This is a genomic window from Streptomyces corallincola (assembly GCF_019104725.1).
Lineage (GTDB): Bacteria > Actinomycetota > Actinomycetes > Streptomycetales > Streptomycetaceae > Streptomyces > Streptomyces corallincola.
The window spans coordinates 84,005-104,273 of record NZ_JAHRXF010000009.1 but is presented as its reverse complement, the minus strand read 5'-3'; the positions used below and the strand labels follow the sequence as shown (position 1 = coordinate 104,273).

Annotated in this window: 19 protein-coding genes and 1 riboswitch; of the genes, 4 read left to right on the top strand and 15 right to left on the bottom strand. The window is 73.2% G+C overall.

The window, feature by feature from the left end:
* Window positions 1-55: 55 nt before the first annotated feature.
* Window positions 56-186: riboswitch (FMN riboswitch) on the bottom strand.
* Between the two features lie 270 nt (window positions 187-456).
* On the bottom strand, window positions 457-1,656 hold the full coding sequence (locus tag KUM39_RS09200) for an ROK family transcriptional regulator (protein WP_217784957.1): 1,200 nt from the start codon (window positions 1,654-1,656) through the stop codon (window positions 457-459).
* Between the two features lie 122 nt (window positions 1,657-1,778).
* Here KUM39_RS09200 and KUM39_RS09195 point away from each other — a divergent pair, with 122 nt between their 5' ends.
* Window positions 1,779-2,996 (top strand): MFS transporter, encoded by a 1,218-nt coding sequence (locus tag KUM39_RS09195; protein ID WP_217784956.1) that lies wholly within the window; start codon window positions 1,779-1,781, stop codon window positions 2,994-2,996.
* On the opposite strand, the gene KUM39_RS09190 is transcribed toward KUM39_RS09195, so the two are convergent.
* Window positions 2,956-3,441, bottom strand: a complete 486-nt coding sequence (locus tag KUM39_RS09190; RefSeq protein ID WP_217784955.1) for an acyl-CoA thioesterase — start codon at window positions 3,439-3,441, stop codon at window positions 2,956-2,958. The two genes, KUM39_RS09195 and KUM39_RS09190, sit on opposite strands and share 41 nt — an antisense overlap.
* Before the next feature lie 175 nt (window positions 3,442-3,616).
* Between KUM39_RS09190 and KUM39_RS09185 the strand changes: the two genes are divergently transcribed.
* A complete protein-coding gene (locus KUM39_RS09185) occupies window positions 3,617-5,044 on the top strand; it encodes a uracil-xanthine permease family protein (protein WP_217784954.1) in 1,428 nt (475 codons plus the stop codon).
* A 123-nt stretch (window positions 5,045-5,167) separates the two neighbouring features.
* Window positions 5,168-5,854, top strand: a complete 687-nt coding sequence (locus tag KUM39_RS09180; protein WP_217784953.1) for a DUF5995 family protein — start codon at window positions 5,168-5,170, stop codon at window positions 5,852-5,854.
* Window positions 5,855-5,884: 30 nt separating this feature from the next.
* Here KUM39_RS09180 and KUM39_RS09175 read toward each other — a convergent pair whose 3' ends face one another.
* From KUM39_RS09175 to KUM39_RS09145, 7 genes are all read right to left on the bottom strand, one after another.
* Window positions 5,885-7,582, bottom strand: a complete 1,698-nt coding sequence (locus tag KUM39_RS09175) for a flavin monoamine oxidase family protein (protein WP_217784952.1) — start codon at window positions 7,580-7,582, stop codon at window positions 5,885-5,887.
* Window positions 7,583-7,662: 80 nt separating this feature from the next.
* The gene (locus tag KUM39_RS09170) at window positions 7,663-8,451 is read right to left on the bottom strand and encodes a carbon-nitrogen hydrolase family protein (protein ID WP_217784951.1); all 789 of its coding nucleotides are present in this window, start codon (window positions 8,449-8,451) and stop codon (window positions 7,663-7,665) included.
* Between the two features lie 220 nt (window positions 8,452-8,671).
* On the bottom strand, window positions 8,672-10,150 hold the full coding sequence (locus KUM39_RS09165; protein WP_217785004.1) for an HAD-IA family hydrolase: 1,479 nt from the start codon (window positions 10,148-10,150) through the stop codon (window positions 8,672-8,674).
* A gap of 86 nt (window positions 10,151-10,236) precedes the next feature.
* Window positions 10,237-11,316, bottom strand: coding sequence for an ABC transporter ATP-binding protein (locus KUM39_RS09160; protein ID WP_217784950.1), 1,080 nt, complete (start codon window positions 11,314-11,316; stop codon window positions 10,237-10,239).
* 2 nt (window positions 11,317-11,318) lie between these two features.
* Window positions 11,319-12,137 carry an ABC transporter permease gene (locus tag KUM39_RS09155; RefSeq protein ID WP_217784949.1) on the bottom strand — a complete coding sequence of 273 codons (819 nt, stop codon included), beginning with the start codon at window positions 12,135-12,137 and terminating at the stop codon, window positions 11,319-11,321.
* On the bottom strand, window positions 12,122-13,021 hold the full coding sequence (locus KUM39_RS09150; protein WP_217784948.1) for an ABC transporter permease: 900 nt from the start codon (window positions 13,019-13,021) through the stop codon (window positions 12,122-12,124). Before KUM39_RS09150 ends, KUM39_RS09155 begins: the two co-directional genes overlap by 16 nt.
* Entirely contained in the window at window positions 13,018-14,178 is a 1,161-nt protein-coding gene (locus KUM39_RS09145) for an ABC transporter substrate-binding protein (protein WP_217785003.1), read from the bottom strand. Before KUM39_RS09145 ends, KUM39_RS09150 begins: the two co-directional genes overlap by 4 nt.
* 247 nt (window positions 14,179-14,425) lie before the next feature.
* Between KUM39_RS09145 and KUM39_RS09140 the strand changes: the two genes are divergently transcribed.
* Window positions 14,426-15,166, top strand: coding sequence for a GntR family transcriptional regulator (locus KUM39_RS09140; protein ID WP_217784947.1), 741 nt, complete (start codon window positions 14,426-14,428; stop codon window positions 15,164-15,166).
* Window positions 15,167-15,318: 152 nt separating this feature from the next.
* Here KUM39_RS09140 and KUM39_RS09135 read toward each other — a convergent pair whose 3' ends face one another.
* The 6 genes from KUM39_RS09135 to rpe all read right to left on the bottom strand — a co-directional run bounded on the left by KUM39_RS09135 (window position 15,319) and on the right by rpe (window position 20,224).
* Entirely contained in the window at window positions 15,319-15,771 is a 453-nt protein-coding gene (locus KUM39_RS09135; protein WP_217784946.1) for an Lrp/AsnC family transcriptional regulator, read from the bottom strand.
* Window positions 15,772-15,930: 159 nt separating this feature from the next.
* Window positions 15,931-17,373: a GuaB1 family IMP dehydrogenase-related protein gene (locus KUM39_RS09130; RefSeq protein WP_217784945.1), complete on the bottom strand. Its 1,443-nt coding sequence runs from the start codon at window positions 17,371-17,373 to the stop codon at window positions 15,931-15,933.
* 132 nt (window positions 17,374-17,505) lie between these two features.
* On the bottom strand, window positions 17,506-17,877 hold the full coding sequence (locus KUM39_RS09125; protein ID WP_217784944.1) for a barstar family protein: 372 nt from the start codon (window positions 17,875-17,877) through the stop codon (window positions 17,506-17,508).
* On the bottom strand, window positions 17,874-18,341 hold the full coding sequence (locus tag KUM39_RS09120) for a guanyl-specific ribonuclease (protein WP_217784943.1): 468 nt from the start codon (window positions 18,339-18,341) through the stop codon (window positions 17,874-17,876). Before KUM39_RS09120 ends, KUM39_RS09125 begins: the two co-directional genes overlap by 4 nt.
* A gap of 63 nt (window positions 18,342-18,404) precedes the next feature.
* Window positions 18,405-19,448: a sugar-binding transcriptional regulator gene (locus KUM39_RS09115; RefSeq protein ID WP_217784942.1), complete on the bottom strand. Its 1,044-nt coding sequence runs from the start codon at window positions 19,446-19,448 to the stop codon at window positions 18,405-18,407.
* A gap of 89 nt (window positions 19,449-19,537) precedes the next feature.
* Window positions 19,538-20,224, bottom strand: coding sequence for a ribulose-phosphate 3-epimerase (gene rpe / locus KUM39_RS09110; protein ID WP_217784941.1), 687 nt, complete (start codon window positions 20,222-20,224; stop codon window positions 19,538-19,540).
* Window positions 20,225-20,269 lie beyond the last annotated feature (45 nt).

Below are 20,269 nucleotides of genomic sequence, written 5' to 3'. Positions count from 1 at the left end.
CGCCGAGACGGACGAACCCGAAGACGGCGGCGCGCACTCAGGGAATGCCCGCCCGCCGCGCACTGCCTCCCATCCGGACTTTAACCGTCGGTCCAGGAATTTCACCTGGTCAACCGGCCGCTGGAGGCGGCCGGGTCGCGGACTGTAACCGCCGGTTCGGACTTTCACCGACCCCGGAGTGCGCTGCTTCTGGTACCCGGCCAGTGTGCCACGCCGGACCGCCGGACCGACAGGCGGGCCGTGTGGCCTGGATCACCCCGCGCGCCGCGCCTCTCACGGGGTGCCCTCGGGCCGGTCAACTCGCTTGTGCCGCAAGCGGGTCGCGCTTGGTACGGACCCATTGACCTGACTGGTCTAGTCCTCTTAGGGTGCGGACGGCCCGGTGGCGGTGACGACGGCCCTTGCCCGCCGCCGGGTCGCCCAACGCGGTACGACGCGACGCGTACGACGTGTCTTCTACACCGGCGCGAACAGCGCGTCCTGCGCCCGGTCCCGCGCCGTCAGCAGCGCCCCGCGCAGCACGGCGGCGCCGCCGAGTTCACCGGGTCGCACCTCTGTGACCAGCGGGGACATCCGTGCCAGCCGGTCCGCCACCCGCTCGGCCAGGGCCGTTCCCCCGGCCTGCCCGATCTCACCGCCGAGCACCACGCAGCCGGGGTCGAGGATGGAGACGACGGAGGCGGCACCGAGGGCGACCCGGTCGGCGAGGGCGTCCAGGAAGCGGGCGTGGGCAGCGGGCGGAGCGCCCTCCCCGGCGCCGCCCTCCGCAGCCTCCCGCACCAGCACCGCCACCCCCGGCCCGTCCGTGTTCTCCGGCGCGGGCAGGCCGAGTCCGCGGGCGAGCGCACCGAGGGCCGCCGCACCGGCGAGGGAGTGAAAACCGCCGTCGCAGTCGGTGGCCGAGGGCAGCGAGGCGGTGCCGGGGACCGGGAGGAAGCCGATCTCGCCGGTGCCGCCGGAGGCACCCCGGCGCAGACGGCCGTCCAGGACGACGGCGGCGCCGACCCCGTGCCCGAGCCAGAGCAGCACGAAGGTGTCCCGGTCGCGGGCGGCGCCCTCGCGCTGTTCGGCCAGCGCGGCGAGGTTGGTCTCGTTCTCCACGGTGACGCGGGCCTCGGGCAGCCGTTCCTGGAGGGCGGCGGCGAGCCTGCGGTGCCAGGCGGGCAGCCCGCCGGAGTCGCGGAGGTCGCCGGTGGCCGGGTCGATCAGGCCGGGGGCGCCGATGCCGACGGTGTGCAGCCGGTCGGCGCCCGCCTCCTTGACGGTGCGTTCGACGGCGGCGACCACCTGCTCCACCGCCGGTCCGGTCCCGGTGTCGCCGCCGATCGGCACGGACGCCTCGGCCAGCACCCGGCCGAGCAGGTCGGAGACGAGGACGACCGCTCCCCCGGTGCGGACGTCGAGCGCGGCGAGCTGCGCGCGGTCCGCGACCAGGCCGTAGAGCCGGGCGTTGGGGCCGCGCCGCTGCTCGCCGGACTCCCCCACCACGGTGACCAGACCGGAGGCGGTGAGCCGTTCCACGAGGTCCGCGACGGTGGGCCGGGACAACCCGGTGAGCTGCTTCAACTGCCCTGCCGTCAACGGGCCTTCACTCTGGAGCAGCCGGAGGGCGTGCCGGTCGTTGATGGTCCGTGCGGTGCTCGGTGAGGCGGGCATGACGGGCATCCTCCCAGACGCGTACGGCGGGTTCGGTCCCTATTCATCAGGAAGGGACCCTGATAGTTTACGGCGGTGCCGCGGGGACGCGGATGAGGTGTGGTGCCGGGAGGGACTGGACGATGGGTGACGTGGGGTTCGCGCGGGCCGAGGTGAAGCGCGCCCGGTACGCCGTGGCGGCGGTGTTCGCGGTGCACGGCGCCGTGACGGGGTCCTTCGCCACCCGGGTGCCGTGGATTCAGGAGCACGCCTCGCTCAGCGCGGGCCAGCTGGGGCTCTCGCTGGCGTTCACGGCGGTCGGCGCCTCGGTGTCGATGCCGCTGGCGGGCCGGATCAGTCACCGCTTCGGCAGCCGGACCGCGCTGCGCGGGCTGCTCGCGCTGTGGACGCTGTCGCTGACCCTGCCGTCGCTGGCGCCGAACATGCTCGGGCTGTGCGCGGCGATGTTCGTCTACGGGGCGACCTCGGGCATGTCGGACGTGGCGATGAACGCGCTGGGCGTGGAGATCGAGCGGCTGCTCGGCCGGTCGATCATGTCGGGGCTGCACGGGATGTGGAGCGCGGGCGCCCTGGTGGGTTCGGCGGCGGGCACGCTCGCCGCGCACCTGGGGTCGGACGCGCGGCTGCACCACGCGCTGGCCGCCGGGACGCTCACCGTGCTGGGCCTGGTGGCGTGTTCGTGGGTGCTGAACCTGGAGCCCGCCGCCGACGAGGAGCCGCCGCCCCGGTTCGCGCTGCCGCCGCGCTCGGCGCTGCTGATCGGCGCCGTCGGCTTCTGCGCGGTGTTCGCGGAGGGCGCCAGCCTGGACTGGTCGGCGGTGTTCCTGCGGGACCGGCTGGACAGTTCGGCCGGGCTCGCGGCGGCCTGCACCACCGGGTTCATGCTGACGATGGCGGTGGCCCGGATCGCGGGTGACGCGGTGGTGAACCGCTTCGGCGCGGTCCGCACGGTCCGCTGGGGCGGGGTGCTCACGGTGCTGGGCGGTCTGCTGGTGGTGGCGGCCGGGCACCCGGCGGTGGCGATGGCCGGGTTCGCGCTGATGGGGCTGGGGATGGCCGTGGTCGTACCGCTCTGTTTCGCGGCGGCCGGGCACGCGGGGCCGAACCCGAGTCAGGCCATCGCGGGCGTCGCCACCATCACGTACACCTCGGGGCTGGTCGCGCCGAGCCTGATCGGCGGGGTGGCGCAGGCGAGCAGTCTGGTCGTGTCGTTCGGTGTGGTGACCGCGCTGGCGCTCGGGCTCGTGCTGTTCGCGGGCGTCCTGCGCACCGCCGAGCGGGGCGGGACGGGCGCGGAGGTCAGCCGGCCGGCCGCAGGAGTGCCCGAGCCGCGTCCCTGAACGCGTCGCTCCACGGTGTGGGGCGCCCGCTGCCCGCCTCGATACGGACCAGCACCCGGCTGCCCCGCGCGTAGGTCTCGGCGCCGTCGGCGGAGCAGAACCGGAAGCCGTAGCCGAGGCTCGTGGAGCCGAGCCGCTCGAACCAGAGGTGGACGGCGTACTCCCCCGCCCGCTTCACCGGCGCCTCGTAGCCGATGGTCAGCTCGCGGACCACGTTGCACGCGTCGCCCGCCGCCTCCCAGTCGCCGTCGAAGGTGAAGCCGAGTCCGGCCAGCACCTCGGTCCACGCCCGCTCCACGAGCAGCGGATAGCGGGCGTTGTGCAGCAGCCCGAACGCGTCGAGGTCGTCGAAGTGCACGGCGACGGGGACGAGCCGCCCGTACGGCACGCCGTCCCGGACGGAGGTGTCGGAGGCGGCGGGGGCGGTCGGGGCTTCGGCGGTCACGGGTGGGCTCCTGGCTCGGGTGCGGGGCCGGTGGCGGCCCCCCTCATCCTAAGCGACCGCTCAGATCGCCTGGTCGGGGCGGGTTGTCAGGGCGGTCGTCGGGGCGTGGAACCCCCGGGGAGCCGGGACAATGGTGCGCGACCCACCTCCTGTACAGAGAAAGCGAAACCCTCACATGGACCTCGGCGTGCGCTGGAAACTTCACGGGGACGGAAAGGTCCCCGCGCCCGGAGCGGTGGTGCGCCCCGACGAGCGGCTCACCTGGCCGCGCACGGTGGGGCTGGGCGCGCAGCACGTGGTCGCCATGTTCGGGGCGTCGTTCGTGGCTCCGGTGCTCATGGGTCTGGACCCGAATCTGGCGATCATGATGTCCGGTGTGGCGACCGTGATCTTCCTGCTCGCCACGCGCGGCCGGGTGCCCAGCTATCTCGGCTGCTCGCTGTCGTTCGTCGGCGTCGCGGCCGTGATCCGCGCGCAGGGCGGTACGAGCGCCACGGTGACCGGCGCGGTGCTGGTGGTCGGTGTCGTGCTGTTCCTGGTGGGTCTGGCGGTGCAGCGGTTCGGGGCGCGGATCATCCACGCCGTGATGCCGCCGATCGTGACCGGCGCCGTGGTGATGCTGATCGGCTTCAACCTGGCCCCGGTGACCGCCTCCACCTACTGGCCGCAGGACCAGTGGACGGCGCTGCTGACGATGCTGTTCACCGGTCTGGCCGTCGTCTGTCTGCGGGGTTTCTGGTCCCGTATCGCGATCTTCCTCGGGCTGGTCTTCGGCTACGCGCTGTCCTGGGTGCTCGACCGGACCCTCGGCAGGATTCACTCCGTCGGCCCCGACGGCAGGATCGGCGACCACTGGCGGCTGGACCTGTCCGGGGTCGGCAGGGCCGACTGGATCGGCCTCCCGCACTTCCACGGGCCCACCTTCCAGTGGTCGGCGGTGCTGGTGGCGCTGCCCGTCGTGATCGCCCTGGTCGCGGAGAACGCCGGGCACGTCAAGGCGGTCGGTGAGATGACCGGTACCTCGCTGGACGACAAGCTGGGCACCGCGATCTCGGCGGACGGCGTCGCCTCGGTGCTCTCCACCGCCGTCGGCGGCCCGCCGAACACCACCTACTCCGAGAACATCGGCGTGATGGCCGCGACCCGCGTCTACTCCACCGCCGCCTACTGGGCCGCCGCCGGGTTCGCCCTGCTGTTCGGGGTCTGCCCCAAGTTCGGCGCGATCGTCGCCGCCGTCCCCGGCGGGGTGCTCGGCGGCATCACCGTCATCCTCTACGGCATGATCGGCCTGCTCGGCGCGCAGATCTGGATCAACTCCAAGGTGGACCTGCGCAATCCGCTGAACCTGGTCCCGGCCGCCGCGGGCATCATCATCGGCGTCGGCAACGTCTCCCTGAAGTTCAGCGGCACCTTCTCGCTCAGCGGCATCGCGCTCGGCACCCTGGTCGTCATCACCGGCTACCACGCCCTGCGCGCCTTCGCCCCGCCCCACCTCAAGGAGCAGAAGCCGCTGCTGGACGAGGGGACCTCGCGGTACGACACGGGCGGTGCGGGCGACTTGGGCGGCGCGGACAGCGGCGAGGGGCGGCGCGGGGAGTCCTGAGCACCGGGGCGGCGTACGGCACCGGGCCGGGTGCGCGGGCGGTTGTCCGGCGGGTTCGCCCGATCCGGCGAAGCCTCCGCCCGGTCGGTACCCCCGGCGGGCCGGTGCTGGGACGCTGCCCTCATGGGCCAGTTGGAGCAAGTCACGGCGCCGGTGGACACGGTGCTCGCGCGGATGCGGGCGCTGGACGCGCGGCTGCCCGCGTGGGACGGGGTCGCGGTGTTCAACCGCGTCTATCTGGCCGTCACCGAGGAGGTCGGCCGGGCACTGGACGCCGGGGCGTTCGCGGACCCGGGTGCCGCCGCCGCGCTGGACGCCCGGTTCGCCGACCGGTATCTGGCGGCGGTCGAGGCGGTGGACCGGGACCGGCGGCCCCCCGCCTGCTGGCGGCCCCTGTTCCAGCTCCGCCGCCATCCCGGCGTACGGCCGCTCCAGTTCGCCCTGGCCGGGATCAACGCCCACATCGGGCACGACCTGGCGCTGGCCGTGGTGGACACCTGCGCGGCGCTGGAGTGCGCGCCCGCCGATCTGGAGGACGAGTACGACCGGGTGGGCGATCTGCTGGTCGCGCTGGAGGAACGCATCCGGGAGGACCTGATGCCCGGCCCGGACCTGCTCCAGATCGCGGACCCGCTCACCCATCTGCTCGGCTCGTGGAGCCTGGAGCGGGCGCGGGAGGCGACCTGGGCGGCGGCCCGCGCGCTGTGGGCGCTGCGCCGCTGCGAGGACGTGGTGGAGGAGTTCACCGAGCGGCTGGACGCGGCCGTGGGGTTCGCGGGGCGGATGCTGCTGACCCCGCTGGGCGGCTGACACCGCGCCGCCGCTTCCCCCCTCGGCACCTCAGTCCTCCGGCAGTTCCACCGGCGCGATCTCGTCGTACACGTCGCCGGGGCCGGGGTTGGTGGGGTCGGTGGCGCCGCCGAACTGGTGCATGACGCCCCAGACCGCGTTGAGCGCCGTCTGTACCGCGCCCTCGGCCCAGCCCGCCGTCCAGGAGATGTCGTCCCCGGCGAGGAAGATCCCCCGCTTGTCCTCGGGCAGCCGGTCCTGCATGAAGTGGGTGAACAGGCGCCGCTGGTAGCGGTAGTGGCCGGGCAGGTTGGCCTTGAACGCGCCCATGAAGTACGGCTCGTTCTCCCAGGAGACGGTGACCGGGCTGCCGATGACGTGCTTGCGGATGTCCACGCCGGGATAGATCTCGCCGAGCGACTTCAGCATGACCTCCATCCGCTCGTTGGCGGAGAGCGGCAGCCACTTCAGGCTGTCGTCGCACCAGGTGTACGACAGGCAGATCACGGCGGGCCGGTCCGGGCCGTCGTCCAGCAGGTAGGTGCCCCGCGTCATGCGGTCGGTGAGCGTCATGGACATGGTGTCCCGGCCGGTCACCGGGTCCTTGTCCAGCCAGAACGGCCGGTCCACGGGGACGAACAGCTTGCTGGACTCCATGTAGTGGGTGCGCTCGATGGCGGTCCAGTGGTCGATCGGGAAGAGCGAGTCGTCGCAGGCGATCTTGGACAGCAGCATCCAGGACTGCGCGGTGAACACGGCCGCCCGGTACGTACGGATCTCCCCGTCGGCGTCGGTCACGGTGATGCCGCCCCCGGCCGTGCGGTGCAGCCGGGTGACCGCCGGGCGGGGCTCGCCGCCGGGGTGCAGGGCGGCCAGCGAGGTGCCGTACGGCCAGTGGACGATCTTCTCCGGCTCGCGCTCCCACAGGCGCAGCGGGAGCTGCTGGGAGCCGCCGACGATGCCCCGGTGGTGGTCGTCGGCCTCGGTGTAGACGACGCGGAGGATCTCCAGGATGGAGTTGGGGAAGTCGGTGTCCCAGCCGCCGGTGCCGAAGCCGACCTGGCCGAAGATCTCGCGGTGCCGGAAGGACTTGAACGCCTCGGAGTCGCAGAGGAACCCGTAGAAGGTCTGGTTGTCCAGCTGCTCGACGAGCCGTGCCCAGATCTCGCGGATGCGGGGCACGTCGCGCTCGCGCAGGGCGCGGTTCATGTCGGAGAAGTCGGCGCCCTCCTCCAGGCACCGGCTCCAGGCGGCGGCCACGTCCCGGTAGACCTGGGGCAGATCCTCGACGGTCTCCGCGTAGTGCGACTCGCCCTTGAGGTCCACGACGGTCGAGGGGGTCGCCTCGGCCAGCGGGTTGGGGAACGGGCGGGTCTCCAGACCGGCCAGGTCGATGTAGTGCTGGAGGGCGGTGGAGGAGGGCGGGAAGCGCATCGCGCCCATCTCGGCGGTCAGCGACGGGTCGCAGCCCTCGAAGCCGACGGTGCGCAGTCGGCCGCCGATCCGGTCGGCCTCGTGGACGACCGGCTTGAGGCCCATCTTCATCAGCTCGTAGGCGGCGACGATGCCGGACAGGCCGCCGCCGATGACGACGACCTCGCTGCCGTGCTCGGTGGCCGGGATCTGGCCGATGCCCGCCGGGTGGGCGAGGTAGTCGTCGTAGGCGTAGGGGAAGTCCGGGCCGAACATGGTGATCGGGGGCTGCTGCTCGTCGGCGTGCTCGACGGCGGTGGGCACCGTGGACGTCATGGGGTCGGACTCCTTGCGCGGGGTGGTTCGGGGAGGTGCGGGACGGACCGGCGGCGGGGCGGGCGGCTCGTGCGACGGACTCAGGCGAGCGGGCCGTACAGGCCCGGGCGGCGGTCCGTCAGGTAGGGGTTGGCGGCGCGAGAGGCGGCCAGCAGGGCGGGGTCCAGGTCGGCGGTGAGCAGTTCCTCGCCGCGTCCGGCGCGGGCCCGGGCGGTGCCGTCGGGCCCGGCCAGCACGGAGAGCCCGGTGAACTCGAACTCGCCCTCGGCGCCGACGCGGTTGACGTACGCCACGTAGAGCTGGTTCTCCCAGGCGCGCACCGGTACCAGGGACTCCGGGACGAACTGGTACGGGTGCATCACCGCCGTGGGCACCACCAGCAGGTCGGTTCCGGCCAGGGCGTGGGCGCGGACGGTCTCCGGGAACTCCACGTCGTAGCAGATCATCAGACCGACGGTGACGCCGTTCAGTTCGGCCTGGACGACGAGGTCGGCGCCGGGTGTGAAGTGGGCGCGCTCGAAGTCCCCGAAGAGGTGGGTCTTGCGGTATCCGGCGAGGCGGGTGCCGTCGGCGGAGATCAGCTGGGCGGAGTTGTAGACCGTGCCGTCGGCGCGTTCCGGGTAGCCGTAGGCGACGGCGAGGCCGTGCCGGTGGGCGATCTCGGCGACCGCGTCGGCGGAGTCCCCGTCGGCGGGCTCCGCGAGCCGGGCCACGTCGTCGCCGATGGCGTACCCGGTGAGGAACATCTCCGGCGCGGCCAGCAGCGCGGCGCCCGACTCGGCGGCCCGCCCGGCGGCCCGGTCCAGGACGCGCAGGTTCTCCGCGATCGAGCCGGGGCGTCCCGAGCTCTGGAACAGGGCGGTGCGCATGCGGGTTCCTCACCGGAAGAGCGGGGGGCTGGGGCCTGTCCGGCCGTTTCCGGGGGGCCGGTTAGACGGTACGGTCGCGCCGATCCGCCGGACAAGCGGGAGCCGTTGCGCGCCGGTGCGCGGTTCGTTGCGTGCGGGGCGGGCGCGACGGCGATTCGTTGCGCCCGCCCCTGAGCGCCCTCCGGTGCTGGGGCGCGGGTCACGCGGGGGTGTCGGGCGGTCATGCCTCCCGGACGAAGGAGGTGATCACCGCCGCGTGGTCCGAGGGCCAGTCGTTGTCCGCGACGTCGGGCCAGGGATGCGGGGTGCCCAGCACCAGGGTGCGCGAGTCGCGGACGGTCAGGCCGCCCCGGTGCAGGACGTAGTCGATGCGGTCCTGCGGTTCGGGGCGTCCGCTGCCGTCCTCGTGGAAGCGGTGGACCGGGGACCAGGTGGCGCCGGGCTCAGCGGCGGGGTCGGGGTGCGCCGCGCGGAAGGAGTCAGCGAACCCGGCCTCGGCGGCGGCCAGCGTCACCGGCCAGGCGACCTCCGGACGGTCCAGGTGTGAGGGGCAGTTGAAGTCCCCGGTGAGCACCACCGGGACGCCCTCGGTGGCGCACTCCTCGATCCGGCGCAGCGCCTCCCGGAGTTGCCCGAGGCGTACGTCCTCGTGCGCGATCAGCGTCTCGGCGGCCAGGCCGTCGAAGTCGGCCTCGTAGGGGCCGTAGGGCGTGTAGTGCAGGTGGGCGGTCCATACGTCCACCTCGTGGCCGGGGGCGATCCGGACCCGGACGCCGGTCGCGCCGTAGAAGCCGACGTGCGGGTCGCCGTGGACGGCGGTGATCGGGTGGCGGCTGAGGATGCCCAGGTTGACCCCGGCGCGGTGGTGGTGCCAGCCGAGGGCGGCGGCGAGCTCGGGAGCGGCGTGCTCGGCGGTCTCCTGGAGGCCGACGACGTCGGCGCCGGACTCGGTGATCGCCCGGAGCTGTTTGGCGCGGTGGTCGCGGACCTCGCTGCCGCCGAGCCAGAGGTTCCAGCTCATCACCCGCAGCACGGGGGCGGCGGCTTCCGGCACGGACGCGGGTGCGGGTGCGTCGGCGGCCTCGGGTGCGGGTCCGGCCACCAGGGCAGCGAGCTGCTCCGGGGTGACCCCGGCCAGGCTGTCCCGTACGGTGCGGCCGGGCGCGGCGGCGATGGGCGCGAGGGAGGGCACGGCGAGCACCGCGCATCCGGCGGCCTCGGCGGAGGCGACGCCGGTCGGGGTGTCCTCGACGGCGACGCAGGCGCGCGGATCGACGCCCAGGGCGCGGCAGGCGGCGAGGTAGGGGTCGGGGGCGGGCTTGGTGCGGCCGGTGTCGTCGGCGGTGACGGAGACGGCGAACCGTCCGGCGCCGAGCGCGTCGAGGACGATGTCCGCGACCGCGCGGGGCGAGGCGGTGACCAGTGCGATGGGGACACCGGCGGCGGCCAGCGCGGTCAGCAGGTCGAGCGCGCCGGGCCGGGGCACGATCCGGTCGTGGACGCGGACCGCGAACGCGTGGTGTAGTGCGGCGGCCAGCTCGGCGCCGGTCCGGCCGCCGTCCGCCGCCAGCCAGTCGGCGGTGTGCTCGACCGGGCGGCCGAGCACCTCCGGCTGGTCGGCGTCGGTCAGTGGACGGCCGGCGACCTGCTCGACGGCGTCCCACCACAGGCGCTCGGTGTCCACGAGGGTGCCGTCCATGTCGAACAGGACGGCCCGGAGCGGCAGGAGCGGGTGCGGGTGGGGGTGGGGGGGGGGGGGGGGGGTGGTCACGGTGCGGTGTTTCCTCAGCTCTGGGCGCGTCCGGCCACGAGTACCGGGCGGTCGGGCAGGGACACGGTGACGGGCGCTCCGGCGCCGAGTCCGGTGGCCTCGTGGGCGGGCAGGTCGGCCTTGGCCTCGGTGCCGTCGGCGAGCCGTACGGTGACCCGGACGACGGCGCCGAGGAACGCGGTGGCGACGACCCGGCCGGTGCCGTCCGCGTCGGCCCGCACGCCCAGTGCCTCGGGGCGGACCAGGACGTCCACCGAACCGTCGGCGGCCTCGCCCTCGGCGGGCAGCCGTCGGCCCAGCACCGCGACGGTGCCGTCGGTGAGTTCGCCGGGGATGCGGCTCATCGTGCCGACGAACTCGGCGACGAAGGCGGTGGCGGGGCGGCCGTACAACTCGGCCGGGGCGGCGCACTGTTCGAGACGCCCGGCGCGCATCACGGCGACTCGGTCCGCGACGGACAGCGCCTCCTCCTGGTCGTGGGTGACGAACAGGGTGGTGATGCCCAGTTCCTGCTGGAGGCGGCGGATCTCCTCGCGCAGGTTGAGGCGGACCTTGGCGTCCAGCGCGGACAGCGGCTCGTCGAGCAGGAGCACGCGGGGGCGCAGGGCGAGGGCGCGGGCGAGCGCGACGCGCTGCTGCTGGCCGCCGGAGAGCTGGTGCGGGTAGCGGTCGCGCTTGTCGCCGAGGCCGACCAGCTCCAGCAGTTCGGCGGCGCGGGCGCGCCGCTCGGCGGTGCGCACCTTGCGCATGCGCAGCCCGAACGCCACGTTGTCCACGGCGTTGAGGTGCGGGAAGAGGCTGTACGACTGGAAGACCATCCCGGCGTCCCGGCGGTGGGCCGGTACCCCGGTGACGTCCGCGCCGTCCACCAGGACGGCGCCGGAGTCGGGGTGTTCGAACCCGGCGAGCATGCGCAGCGCGGTGGTCTTGCCGCAGCCGGACGGGCCGAGCAGGGCGAGGAACTCGCCGGGACGGACGGTGAGGTCGAGTCCGTCGAGGGCGACGGTGGGTCCGAACTCCCGGCGCAGCGACCGGAATTCGACGGTCGCCGCCTTCTCGGCCGCGGCCTTCTCAAGTGTGCTGGTGACGGTCATGTTCATCCCCGTGAGGAAGCGGTTCGGTCGCGTCCGCCGGCTCCGGCGAGTGCGAGGAGCAGGGCCCAGGTGACGAGCAGGCTGAGCACGGACACGGCCACGGACATCTGGGCCTGGGAGCCGCCGACGTTGTAGATCCACACCGCGAACGGCTGGAAGCCGAGCAGTTGGGCGACGGTGAACTCGCCGAGGACCAGGGCCAGCGTCAGGAAGGACGCGTTGAGCAGGGCGCCGCGCAGGTTGGGCAGTACGGCCCGGACCAGCGCCTGGGGCAGCGAGGCGCCGCAGCTGCGGGCGGCCTCGACCAGTGTGCGTACGTCGATGGCACGGAGCCCGGAGTCGAGGGCGCGGTAGACGAAGGGCAGCGCCATCACGACGTAGGCGAGGACCAGGACCACCGGGAAGGTGGGGTTCTGGACGGCGACGAAGGTCTGGAACAGCGGGGTGCGGGAGAGGTACTGCGGGCCCCACTTGAGCACGGTGACGATACCGGCGACGAAGGCGATCGGCGGGACCACCAGCGGCAGTGAGCAGATCACCTCGACGACCGGGCGCAGCCGGGGCGCGCCGAGCCGCAGCGCGGTGACGGCGGGCACCATGAGCAGCAGGACGACGACGATGGTGGCGACCGCCAGCTCCAGCGAGAGCAGCAGGCTGGAGCCGAAGCCGTCGGCGGAGACGATGCCGGTGTAGGCGCCGAAGTCCACGCCGTGGCGGGGGTCGTCCACGGTGAAGACGAACGACGCGGCGAGCGGCACCAGGAAGTACACGGCGGCCAGGCCGAGCACGGCCCAGCGCCAGGGGGTCAGGCGTCGAGCCATCGGGCGCTCCGTCGTTGCAGGGGCAGGTACACGGCCATGACCACGCCCGCGACCAGCACCATGTCCAGGCTGAGCGCGAGGGCGACGTTCTCCTGGCCGGTGAGCACGTTGCCGGAGAGGGCGTCGGAGATCTGGAGGGTGACCAGCGGGACGGCGCTGCCGACCATCGCGGCGGCGGTGGCGTAGGCGGCGAAGGCGCTGCCGAACAGGAGCACGAACCCGCCGAGCAGCGAGGGCGCGAGGACGGGCAGCGCGACGTGCCGCCAGTACTGGACGCCGGTGGCACCGTTGTTGAGCGCGGCCTCCCGCCACTGGGCGCGCAATCCGTCCAGGGCCGGGGTGATGGTGAGCACCATCAGCGGGATGAGGAAGTAGAGGTAGACGAGGACCAGGCCCCAGAAGCCGTAGAGGCTCCAGCCGTGCTTGGCGAGGCCCAGGTGGGTGGTGAGCACACCCGCGTTGCCGAGGGTGGCGACGAACGCGAAGGCGAGCGGGACACCGCCGAAGTTGGCGAGCACCCCGGAGGCGGTCAGCACGGCCTGGCGCAGCGCGCCGGAGCGGGAGCTGACCACGGCCTGCGCGAGCGGCAGCCCGAGCAGGGCGGCGAGCACGGCGGAGACGGCGGACAGCTTGACGCTGCCGAGCAGGGCGGTGAGGTACGGCCCCTGGAGCGAGGTGGTCAGGTTGGACAGCGAGTGCGCGGTGGCTCCGGTCGCGGCGTCCTTGACGGTGAACGCGCCGTTGACGACGGCGACGGCGGGGACGCCGAAGGCGACGGCCGTGAACACCAGGAGCGGGACGACGGCGAGCCAGCCCGGGGCACGGCGCCGCCGCTTCACCGAAGCGACGGGCGCCGTGTCCGCGCGCGTGAGCGTGGCGGTCATCCGGAGACGGCCTTGCTCCAGCCGGACGTCAGGGCCGTCTTGGCCTTGGTCTGCTGGGCGTCGCTCGGAAACGTCGGCGTGCCGGTGACCTGCGGGAGCGCGGCGGCGGCGGTCTTGTCCACGGTGCCGGCCTTCTCCATCGCGGGCAGCAGCACCGGGCGTGCGAAGCCCTTCAGCCACAGGTTCTGGCCCTCGGTGCTGTAGAGGTACTCCTCCCACAGCCGCGCGGCGGCCGGGTGCGGGGCGTTCTTGTTGATGCCCTGCGTGTAGTACTGGGCGTACTTGCCGTCGTCCGGGACGGCGACCTTCCAGTCCAGCCCCTTGGCCTTGAACTCCTTGGCGTACCCGGCGTTCAGGTAGTCCCAGTCGATGCTGATGGGCGTCTCGCCCTTCTCGATCGTCGCCGGGGTGGACTCGACGGGCGTGAAGTTGCCGTTCTTCTTCAGCTTGCCGAAGAAGTCGATGCCGGGCTGGATGTCGTCGAAGGAACCGCCGTTGGCGAGGGCCGCCGCGTAGACACCGGCGAACGCGGCGCCCGCCTTGGTCGGGTTGCCGTTGAGGGCGACCTGGCCCTTGTACTCCGGCTTCAGGAGGTCCTTGAAGGTGGTGGGGCACTCCTTGACGCGCTTGGCGTCGCAGCCGATGGAGATGTAGCCGCCGTAGTCGTTGTACCAGCGGGCCTGCGCGTCCTTCTGGGCGGCGGGTATGTCGCCGTAGGAGGCCACCTTGTAGGGGGCGAGGATGCCCTGCTGGGCGGCGGTCAGACCGAAGGAGCCGCCGACGTCGATGACGTCGGGGGCGCGGTCCTGGCCCTGCCGGGAGGTGATGGCGTTCAGCTCGTCCTGGCTGGCCGCGTCTGGGCTCTCGTTCTGGATCTTGATGCCGTATTTCTTCTGGAAGCCGTCGATCAGGGCGCCGTAGTTGGCCCAGTCGCGGGGCAGCGCGATGGTGTGCAGCGTGCCTTCCTTCTTGGCCGCCGCCACCAGGGCGTCCATGCCGCCGAAGTCGGCCGCCGAGGTGGCGGTGGCGGCGCTCTTGCCGTCCTTGGTGGTGCTCGACGCGTTGTCGGGGGCGGCGCCGCAGGCGCTCAGGGCGAGCGCGGCGACAACGGCGAGCGCGCCGCCGAGGGCGGCCTTGCGCGGCAGGGACACGGTCACGGTCTCTCCAGTGATACGCACGGTAGGAGGGTTGCGAGTGATGCACAGGACGCGCCGGAACAGAATCAAGCGCGGGGAACTTGTCTGAACAAGTTGCCCACAGTACGCCCGGCGCGGGTGTCCTGTACATGAACACGGACCGAACTCCGGGCCCTGATTCCCTGCACAATTCCGGCCCGGAAAGAAGCGCGTAAGGGTTCGTTTAGGCTGGTCACGCTGTGCACAGCGGCTTACGCAGAGGGGAAGCATGACGGCACGACACGAGGAGATCGCCGAGGAGCTGCGGCGGGCGATCGACCGCGAGGAGTACACCGTCGGCAGCCTGCTGCCGACGGAGTCCGGTCTCGCCGCACAGTACGGCGTGTCCCGTGGGACGGTGCGCCAGGCGGTCGCCGCCCTCACCGCCGAGGGGCTGATCGGGTCCCGGCAGGGCGCCCGCCGGGTGGTCCTCGCCAGTCGGCGCAGCCAGACCTTCGAGGAACTGCGCAGTTTCGCGCAGTGGGCGCGCGCGATGGGCCGCGAGGCGACCGGCCGGGTGCTGGCCCAGCGCTACCGCCCGGCCACCCGCGAGGACGCCGTACGCCTCCAACTGCCCGCCGAAGCACAGGTGTTGCACGTCCTGCGGGTACGCGGTCTGGACGGCGAACCGGTGCTGCTGGAGCGCACGGTGTACGCGGACTGGATCGCCCCGGCGGTCGAGGCCATCGAGCCGGACTGCCCCTCGGTCACCCAGCGGCTGTACGACGACACCGGACTGGTCTTCGCCTACGGCGAGCATGTCATCGACGCGGTGGCGGCGGGCGCGGAGGACGCCCAGATCCTCGGCGTCCGGCGGTCCGGGCCGCTGCTCCGGGTGCGCCGGGTGACCACCACCCGCGAGGGGCGCCCGGTGGAGTGGTCGGACGACCGCTACCGCTCGGACGCGGTGAGCTTCAGTGTGTACAACTCGACCGGGAACAACGCGTTGGCGCGCAAGACGGCGGAGTAGGCGGAGCGGCGCGGGGGCTGGGGCCGAGCGGTGGGAAAGCCGGGCCGCGGGGTCGGGAGCCGGGGACGCACCGGGCGCGGGGGCGGGGGGTAGGGGGTCGCGCCGGGGGCCGGGCGCGCCGGGGGCGGGTCCGCCGCTCGCGTTCCTCCGGCTCAGCCGGGTGTGCCCGACGAGAAGCGGCGCAGCAGCGGGGAGAGCACCAGGACCGACTTGGTGCGCTCCACGAACGGCTCGCCCGCGATGCGTTCCAGGACGCGTTCGAAGTGCCGCATGTCGGAGGCGAAGACCTGCGCGATGGCGTCGGCGTCCCCGGTGACGGTGGAGGCGGCCACGACCTCCTGGTACCGCTCAAGACCGCGCTGGATGGTCTCCGGCGAGGTGTTGCGGCGGCAGTGGATCTCGATGTACCCCTCGGTCTCCCAGCCGAGCGCGGCCGGGTCCACCCGTACGGTGAAGCCGGTGATGGCGCCGGTCGCGCGCAGCCGGTCCACGCGCCGCTTCACGGCGGGCGCGGACAGTCCGACCAGTTGTCCGATGTCCGCGTAGGAACGGCGGGCGTCCTCGGCGAGGGCGTGCACGATGCGTTCGTCGAGATCGTTCAGCACAGCGGGTGGTTCATTTCTCGGGTGCGGGTGCGGGTGCGGGTGCCTGCGGGTGCGGGGCCGGTCCACGGGTGGGTGCGGGTGCGGTCCCGCACGAAGTAGACCACGGGGGCGCGCGCCGGACGGCGCCGAGGGGGTGCCGTCCGGCGGGTCGGACGGCCGTCAGCTCCAGCTGGCGTGCAGCGGCTTGCCCTCGGCGTAACCGGCGGCGCTCTGCACACCGACGATCGCCTTCTCCGCGAACTCCTCCAGCGAGCCCGCGCCCGCGTAGGTGCAGGAGGAGCGGACGCCCGCGATGACCGAGTCGATCAGGTCCTCCACACCCGGCCGGGCCGGGTCGAGGAACATCCGGGAGGTGGAGATGCCCTCCTCGAACAGCGCCTTGCGGGCGCGGTCGTAGGCGGACTCCTCGGAGGTGCGGTTGCGCACGGCGCGCGCGGAGGCCATGCCGAACGACTCCTTGTAGAGCCGCCCGCCCGCGTCCTGCTGGAGGTCGCCGGGCGACTCGTAGGTGCCCGCGAACCAGGAGCCGACCATCACGTTGGAGGCACCGGCGGCGAGCGCCATCGCCACGTCGCGCGGGTGCCGGACCCCGCCGTCGGCCCACACGTGCTTGCCGTACTTCTTCGCCTCGGCGGCGCACTCCAGCACCGCGGAGAACTGCGGGCGGCCGACGCCGGTCATCATCCGGGTGGTGCACATGGCGCCGGGGCCGACGCCGACCTTGACGATGTCGGCGCCCGCCTCGATCAGGTCCCGGACACCCTCGGCGGAGACGATGTTCCCGGCCGCGATCGGCACCCGCGGATCGAGGGCGCGGACCACCCCGACCGCGTTGATCATCGACTCCTGGTGGCCGTGCGCGGTGTCGATGACGAGGGTGTCCACACCCGCGTCGAGCAGCTGCTTGGCCTTGCCCGCGACATCGCCGTTGATGCCGACGGCGGCGGCGATCCGCAGCCGTCCGGCGCCGTCCACGGCGGGCGTGTAGAGCGTGGCGCGCAGGGCGCCCTTGCGGGTGAGGATGCCGACGAGGCGGCCTTCGGCGTCCACCGCCGGGGCGTAGCGGCGGTTGGCCGTGTCGAGCCGGTTGAACGCCTCGCGGGGGTCGATGTCCGCGTCGAGCAGCAGCAGGTCGCGGGACATGACCAGTTCGAGCTGGGTGAAGCGGTCCACGCCGGTGAGGTCCCGGTCGGTGACCACGCCGACCGGTCGGTTCTCCGCGTCCACGACCACCCCGGCGTTGTGCGCGCGCTTGGGCAGCAGGGAGAGGGCGTCGGCGACGGTCTGGTGCGGGGCCAGCACGATCGGGGTGTCCAGCACGAGGTGGCGGCTCTTGACCCAGGAGACGACGTCGGTGACCACGTCGATCGGGATGTCCTGCGGGACGACCACCAGTCCGCCGCGCCGGGCGACCGTCTCGGCCATGCGGCGACCGGCGATGGCCGTCATGTTGGCCACGACCAGCGGGATGGTGGTACCGGTCCCGTCCGGCGAGGAGAGGTCCACGCCCTGCCGCGAGCCCACCGCGGAGCGGCTCGGCACCATGAAGACGTCGTCGTACGTGAGGTCGTACGCGGGCCGGTTGTCATTGAGGAAACGCACGTGCCGCACATCCCAGTCGATCAGAGGTGACCCCCCGACGGGTGCGCCAGGGGGAAAAGAGCACGTACTTCATTCTCCCATGTCCGGTGGCCGGACCTGCCCCGACGGAACGTCCAGGTCCGCCGCGCGGCGCTAGGAGGTTTCTCCGAGCGGGGAGGCGTCGCCCAGGGCGAGGACGACGGCGAGGGCCGGGCCGCCGTCCGCGCGGAGACCGGCCGTGGCATCGGCCGAGGAGGCGAACACGTCCTGCGCGATCCCCCACTCCCCCGGCGCCGACTCGGCGTACGGCCGCCAGCCGCGCACCACGATCAGCAGGCCCCGCCCGGCCGCCGCCTCCGGCCACTGACCGGGGTCGGAGAGGGTGTCGGCGAGGGCGTCCCAGTTGCGGCCGAACCAGTCGGGCAGCGCGAGCGCCCGCGCGACCCGGTCCATCAGCCCGGCCTTCGCGGTGACGCCGTCGAGGTCGAGGGCGACCGTGAACCGGTCTGCCAGGTGTCCGCTCATCTCAGCACCGCCCGGAAGGACTTGTAGTGGTCGTCGGTGTAGTAGAACTCCCGGTCCCGCCCGGTGACGATCCGCCGCGCGCCCCGGTCCCGGGAGCCGGGGGTCGGCACCGTGTACTCGTGGTAGTAGCCGCGCGGCTCGCGGGGCAGCAGCCGCTCGAAGTTCCCGAAGACGACACCGTCGCGGGCGTACGGGTACGGGCCGCCCCGGTCGATCAGGACCAGGGTGCGCAAGGCCTCGGCGGGCAGCCGGGTCTCCGGGACCGTGGCCATGCCCTCCGCCCAGGACGGGGTGGCGGCGGTGGCCGGTGGTGCGGTGGCGGTCGTCGGGGAGCCCGTGGTGGTCCCGTCGGCGGCGCCGTCCCCGCCGGTGCCCGTGGTGCACCCCGTGAGCAGGGCGAGCAGACACAGCAGCAGGGCTGCCAGAAGGCGCGGGCGGGCCGGGGCGGAGGGCGTCGGCGGCACGGCGCCGACGCTGTTACGCCCCTCCCGACCCGGTCCGGGCACGATCCGCCGCGCGCCCACCGGTCAGGAACCGTCCGGGTCCGCGCGGTTCAGCGCGAGCCGGGGCGTGGGCCCGGCCGTCATCAGACAGTCGGCGGCCGAGGTGTCGGTGACCAGGCTGGTGACCAGCCCGGAGCGCAGCACCGCGTCGATGGCCGCCGCCTTGCGCTGACCGCCCGCGATGGCCACGACCTCGGGGACGCGCCGGAGCTGGTCGGTCTTGACGGTGATGCACCGCTCCCCCAGGTCGCGACCGACACGGCGGCCCTCGGTGTCGAAGAGGTGCGCGGACATCTCGGCGGCCACCCCGAGGGACGCGTAGTGCGCGCGCTCCTCGTCGCTGAGCATGTCATGCACGGTGGAGATGCCCGGCTCCCACGAGCCGATGGAGACACAGGCGACCGTGACCTTGTCGAAGTACTCGAAGGCGCGGGCGATGCCGGTCTGGTGGCGCAGCGCGGTCGCGGTGGCCACGTCCGGGAGCAGCATCGGGGCGTAGATGGGGTGGGCGTCGCCGCCCGAGACCTGGGCCGCCCGGCGCACCGCCTCCACCGAGCCGCGCTCGGCGGTCCCGGCGTCGTAGACACCGGTGAGCTGCACGACCGTGCACGGCGGGAGCTTGTCGAGCGCCGCCGCCATGTGGATCGTGGAGCGGCCCCAGGCGAGGCCGAGCACATCGCCCTCGTTGACGAGTTCACCGAGCAGGTCGGCCGCGACCTCCCCGAGGTTCTCCGGGTCCGGGGTCTCCTCCGCGTCGGCCGGGGACTCGACCACGACGGCGTGCCGCAGGCCGTAGCGGGCGCGCAGCGCGTCGGAGCGCTCGGCGTCCAGCTCGGCCGGCACCCGGATCTCGATGCGCACGAGATCCCGTTCCAGCGCGGTCTCCAGGACCCGTGCCACCTTGAAGCGGCTGACGCCGAACTCCTCCGCGATCTGGATCTTGGACTTGCCCTCCAGGTAGAAGCGGCGGGCCATAGCCGCCGCCTGCACCAGCTCAGCGGGTCCCATCCGCATGGCTGACCGGCCCGCCGACATACCCGACACGGCGTTCTCCTCACTGCTGTTCACACTCTGGATTCGCCGTTCATCCTCGCAGATCCGGCGCTGCCGACCGCCCCGGAGGGCGGCCTCTTCTCAACCGTTCACGCAGCCGTGGCTCAGTGGTCGCATGCCCAGGTCGCCTCCGCGGTCGCGGACTCGGCTCGGGCGCGCAGCGCGCGGACCGCCTCGGCGGGGTCGTCGGCGCCGTAGACGGCGGACCCTGCGACGAACACGTCCGCGCCCGCGTCCGCGCACCGCTCGATGGTGGCCGCCGAGACCCCGCCGTCCACCTGGAGCCAGATCGGCAGGCCGTGCTTGCCGATCAGCTCACGGGTGCGGCGGATCTTGGGCAGCATGATGTCGAGGAACGACTGCCCGCCGAAGCCCGGCTCGACGGTCATGATCAGCACCATGTCCAGCTCGGGGAGCAGGTCCTCGTACGGCTCGACGGGCGTCGCGGGCTTGAGCGCCATCGAGGCGCGGGCCCCCTTGGCGCGGATCTCGCGGGCCAGGCGCACCGGAGCCGCCGCCGCCTCCACGTGGAAGGTGACGGAGGAGGCACCCGCCTCCACGTACTGCGGGGCCCAGCGGTCCGGGTCCTCGATCATCAGGTGGCAGTCCAGCGGGGTGCCCGTGGCACGGGCCAGGGACTCCACGACCGGCACGCCGAGCGTGAGGTTGGGCACGAAGTGGTTGTCCATGACGTCCACGTGGAGCCAGTCGGCCCCTTCGACCGCCTTCGCCTCGTCGGCTAGCCGGGCGAAGTCGGCGGACAGGATGCTGGGGTTGATCTGCGCGGCCATGCCCCAAGCCTGCCATGCCGAGGGCACTGATGTTCGCCGCCGTCC

Excerpts from the sequence above, each read along its gene's own strand:
- KUM39_RS09200 (WP_217784957.1), bottom strand. The coding sequence starts at position 1,656 with ATGCCCGCCTCACCGAGCACCGCACGGACCATCAACGACCGGCACGCC.
- KUM39_RS09195 (WP_217784956.1), top strand. The coding sequence starts at position 1,779 with ATGGGTGACGTGGGGTTCGCGCGGGCCGAGGTGAAGCGCGCCCGGTAC.
- KUM39_RS09185 (WP_217784954.1), top strand. The coding sequence starts at position 3,617 with ATGGACCTCGGCGTGCGCTGGAAACTTCACGGGGACGGAAAGGTCCCC.
- KUM39_RS09180 (WP_217784953.1), top strand. The coding sequence starts at position 5,168 with ATGGGCCAGTTGGAGCAAGTCACGGCGCCGGTGGACACGGTGCTCGCG.
- KUM39_RS09175 (WP_217784952.1), bottom strand. The coding sequence starts at position 7,582 with ATGACGTCCACGGTGCCCACCGCCGTCGAGCACGCCGACGAGCAGCAG.
- KUM39_RS09170 (WP_217784951.1), bottom strand. The coding sequence starts at position 8,451 with ATGCGCACCGCCCTGTTCCAGAGCTCGGGACGCCCCGGCTCGATCGCG.
- KUM39_RS09165 (WP_217785004.1), bottom strand. The coding sequence starts at position 10,150 with ATGGACGGCACCCTCGTGGACACCGAGCGCCTGTGGTGGGACGCCGTC.
- KUM39_RS09160 (WP_217784950.1), bottom strand. The coding sequence starts at position 11,316 with ATGACCGTCACCAGCACACTTGAGAAGGCCGCGGCCGAGAAGGCGGCG.
- KUM39_RS09155 (WP_217784949.1), bottom strand. The coding sequence starts at position 12,137 with ATGGCTCGACGCCTGACCCCCTGGCGCTGGGCCGTGCTCGGCCTGGCC.
- KUM39_RS09150 (WP_217784948.1), bottom strand. The coding sequence starts at position 13,021 with ATGACCGCCACGCTCACGCGCGCGGACACGGCGCCCGTCGCTTCGGTG.
- KUM39_RS09140 (WP_217784947.1), top strand. The coding sequence starts at position 14,426 with ATGACGGCACGACACGAGGAGATCGCCGAGGAGCTGCGGCGGGCGATC.
- KUM39_RS09125 (WP_217784944.1), bottom strand. The coding sequence starts at position 17,877 with ATGAGCGGACACCTGGCAGACCGGTTCACGGTCGCCCTCGACCTCGAC.
- rpe (WP_217784941.1), bottom strand. The coding sequence starts at position 20,224 with ATGGCCGCGCAGATCAACCCCAGCATCCTGTCCGCCGACTTCGCCCGG.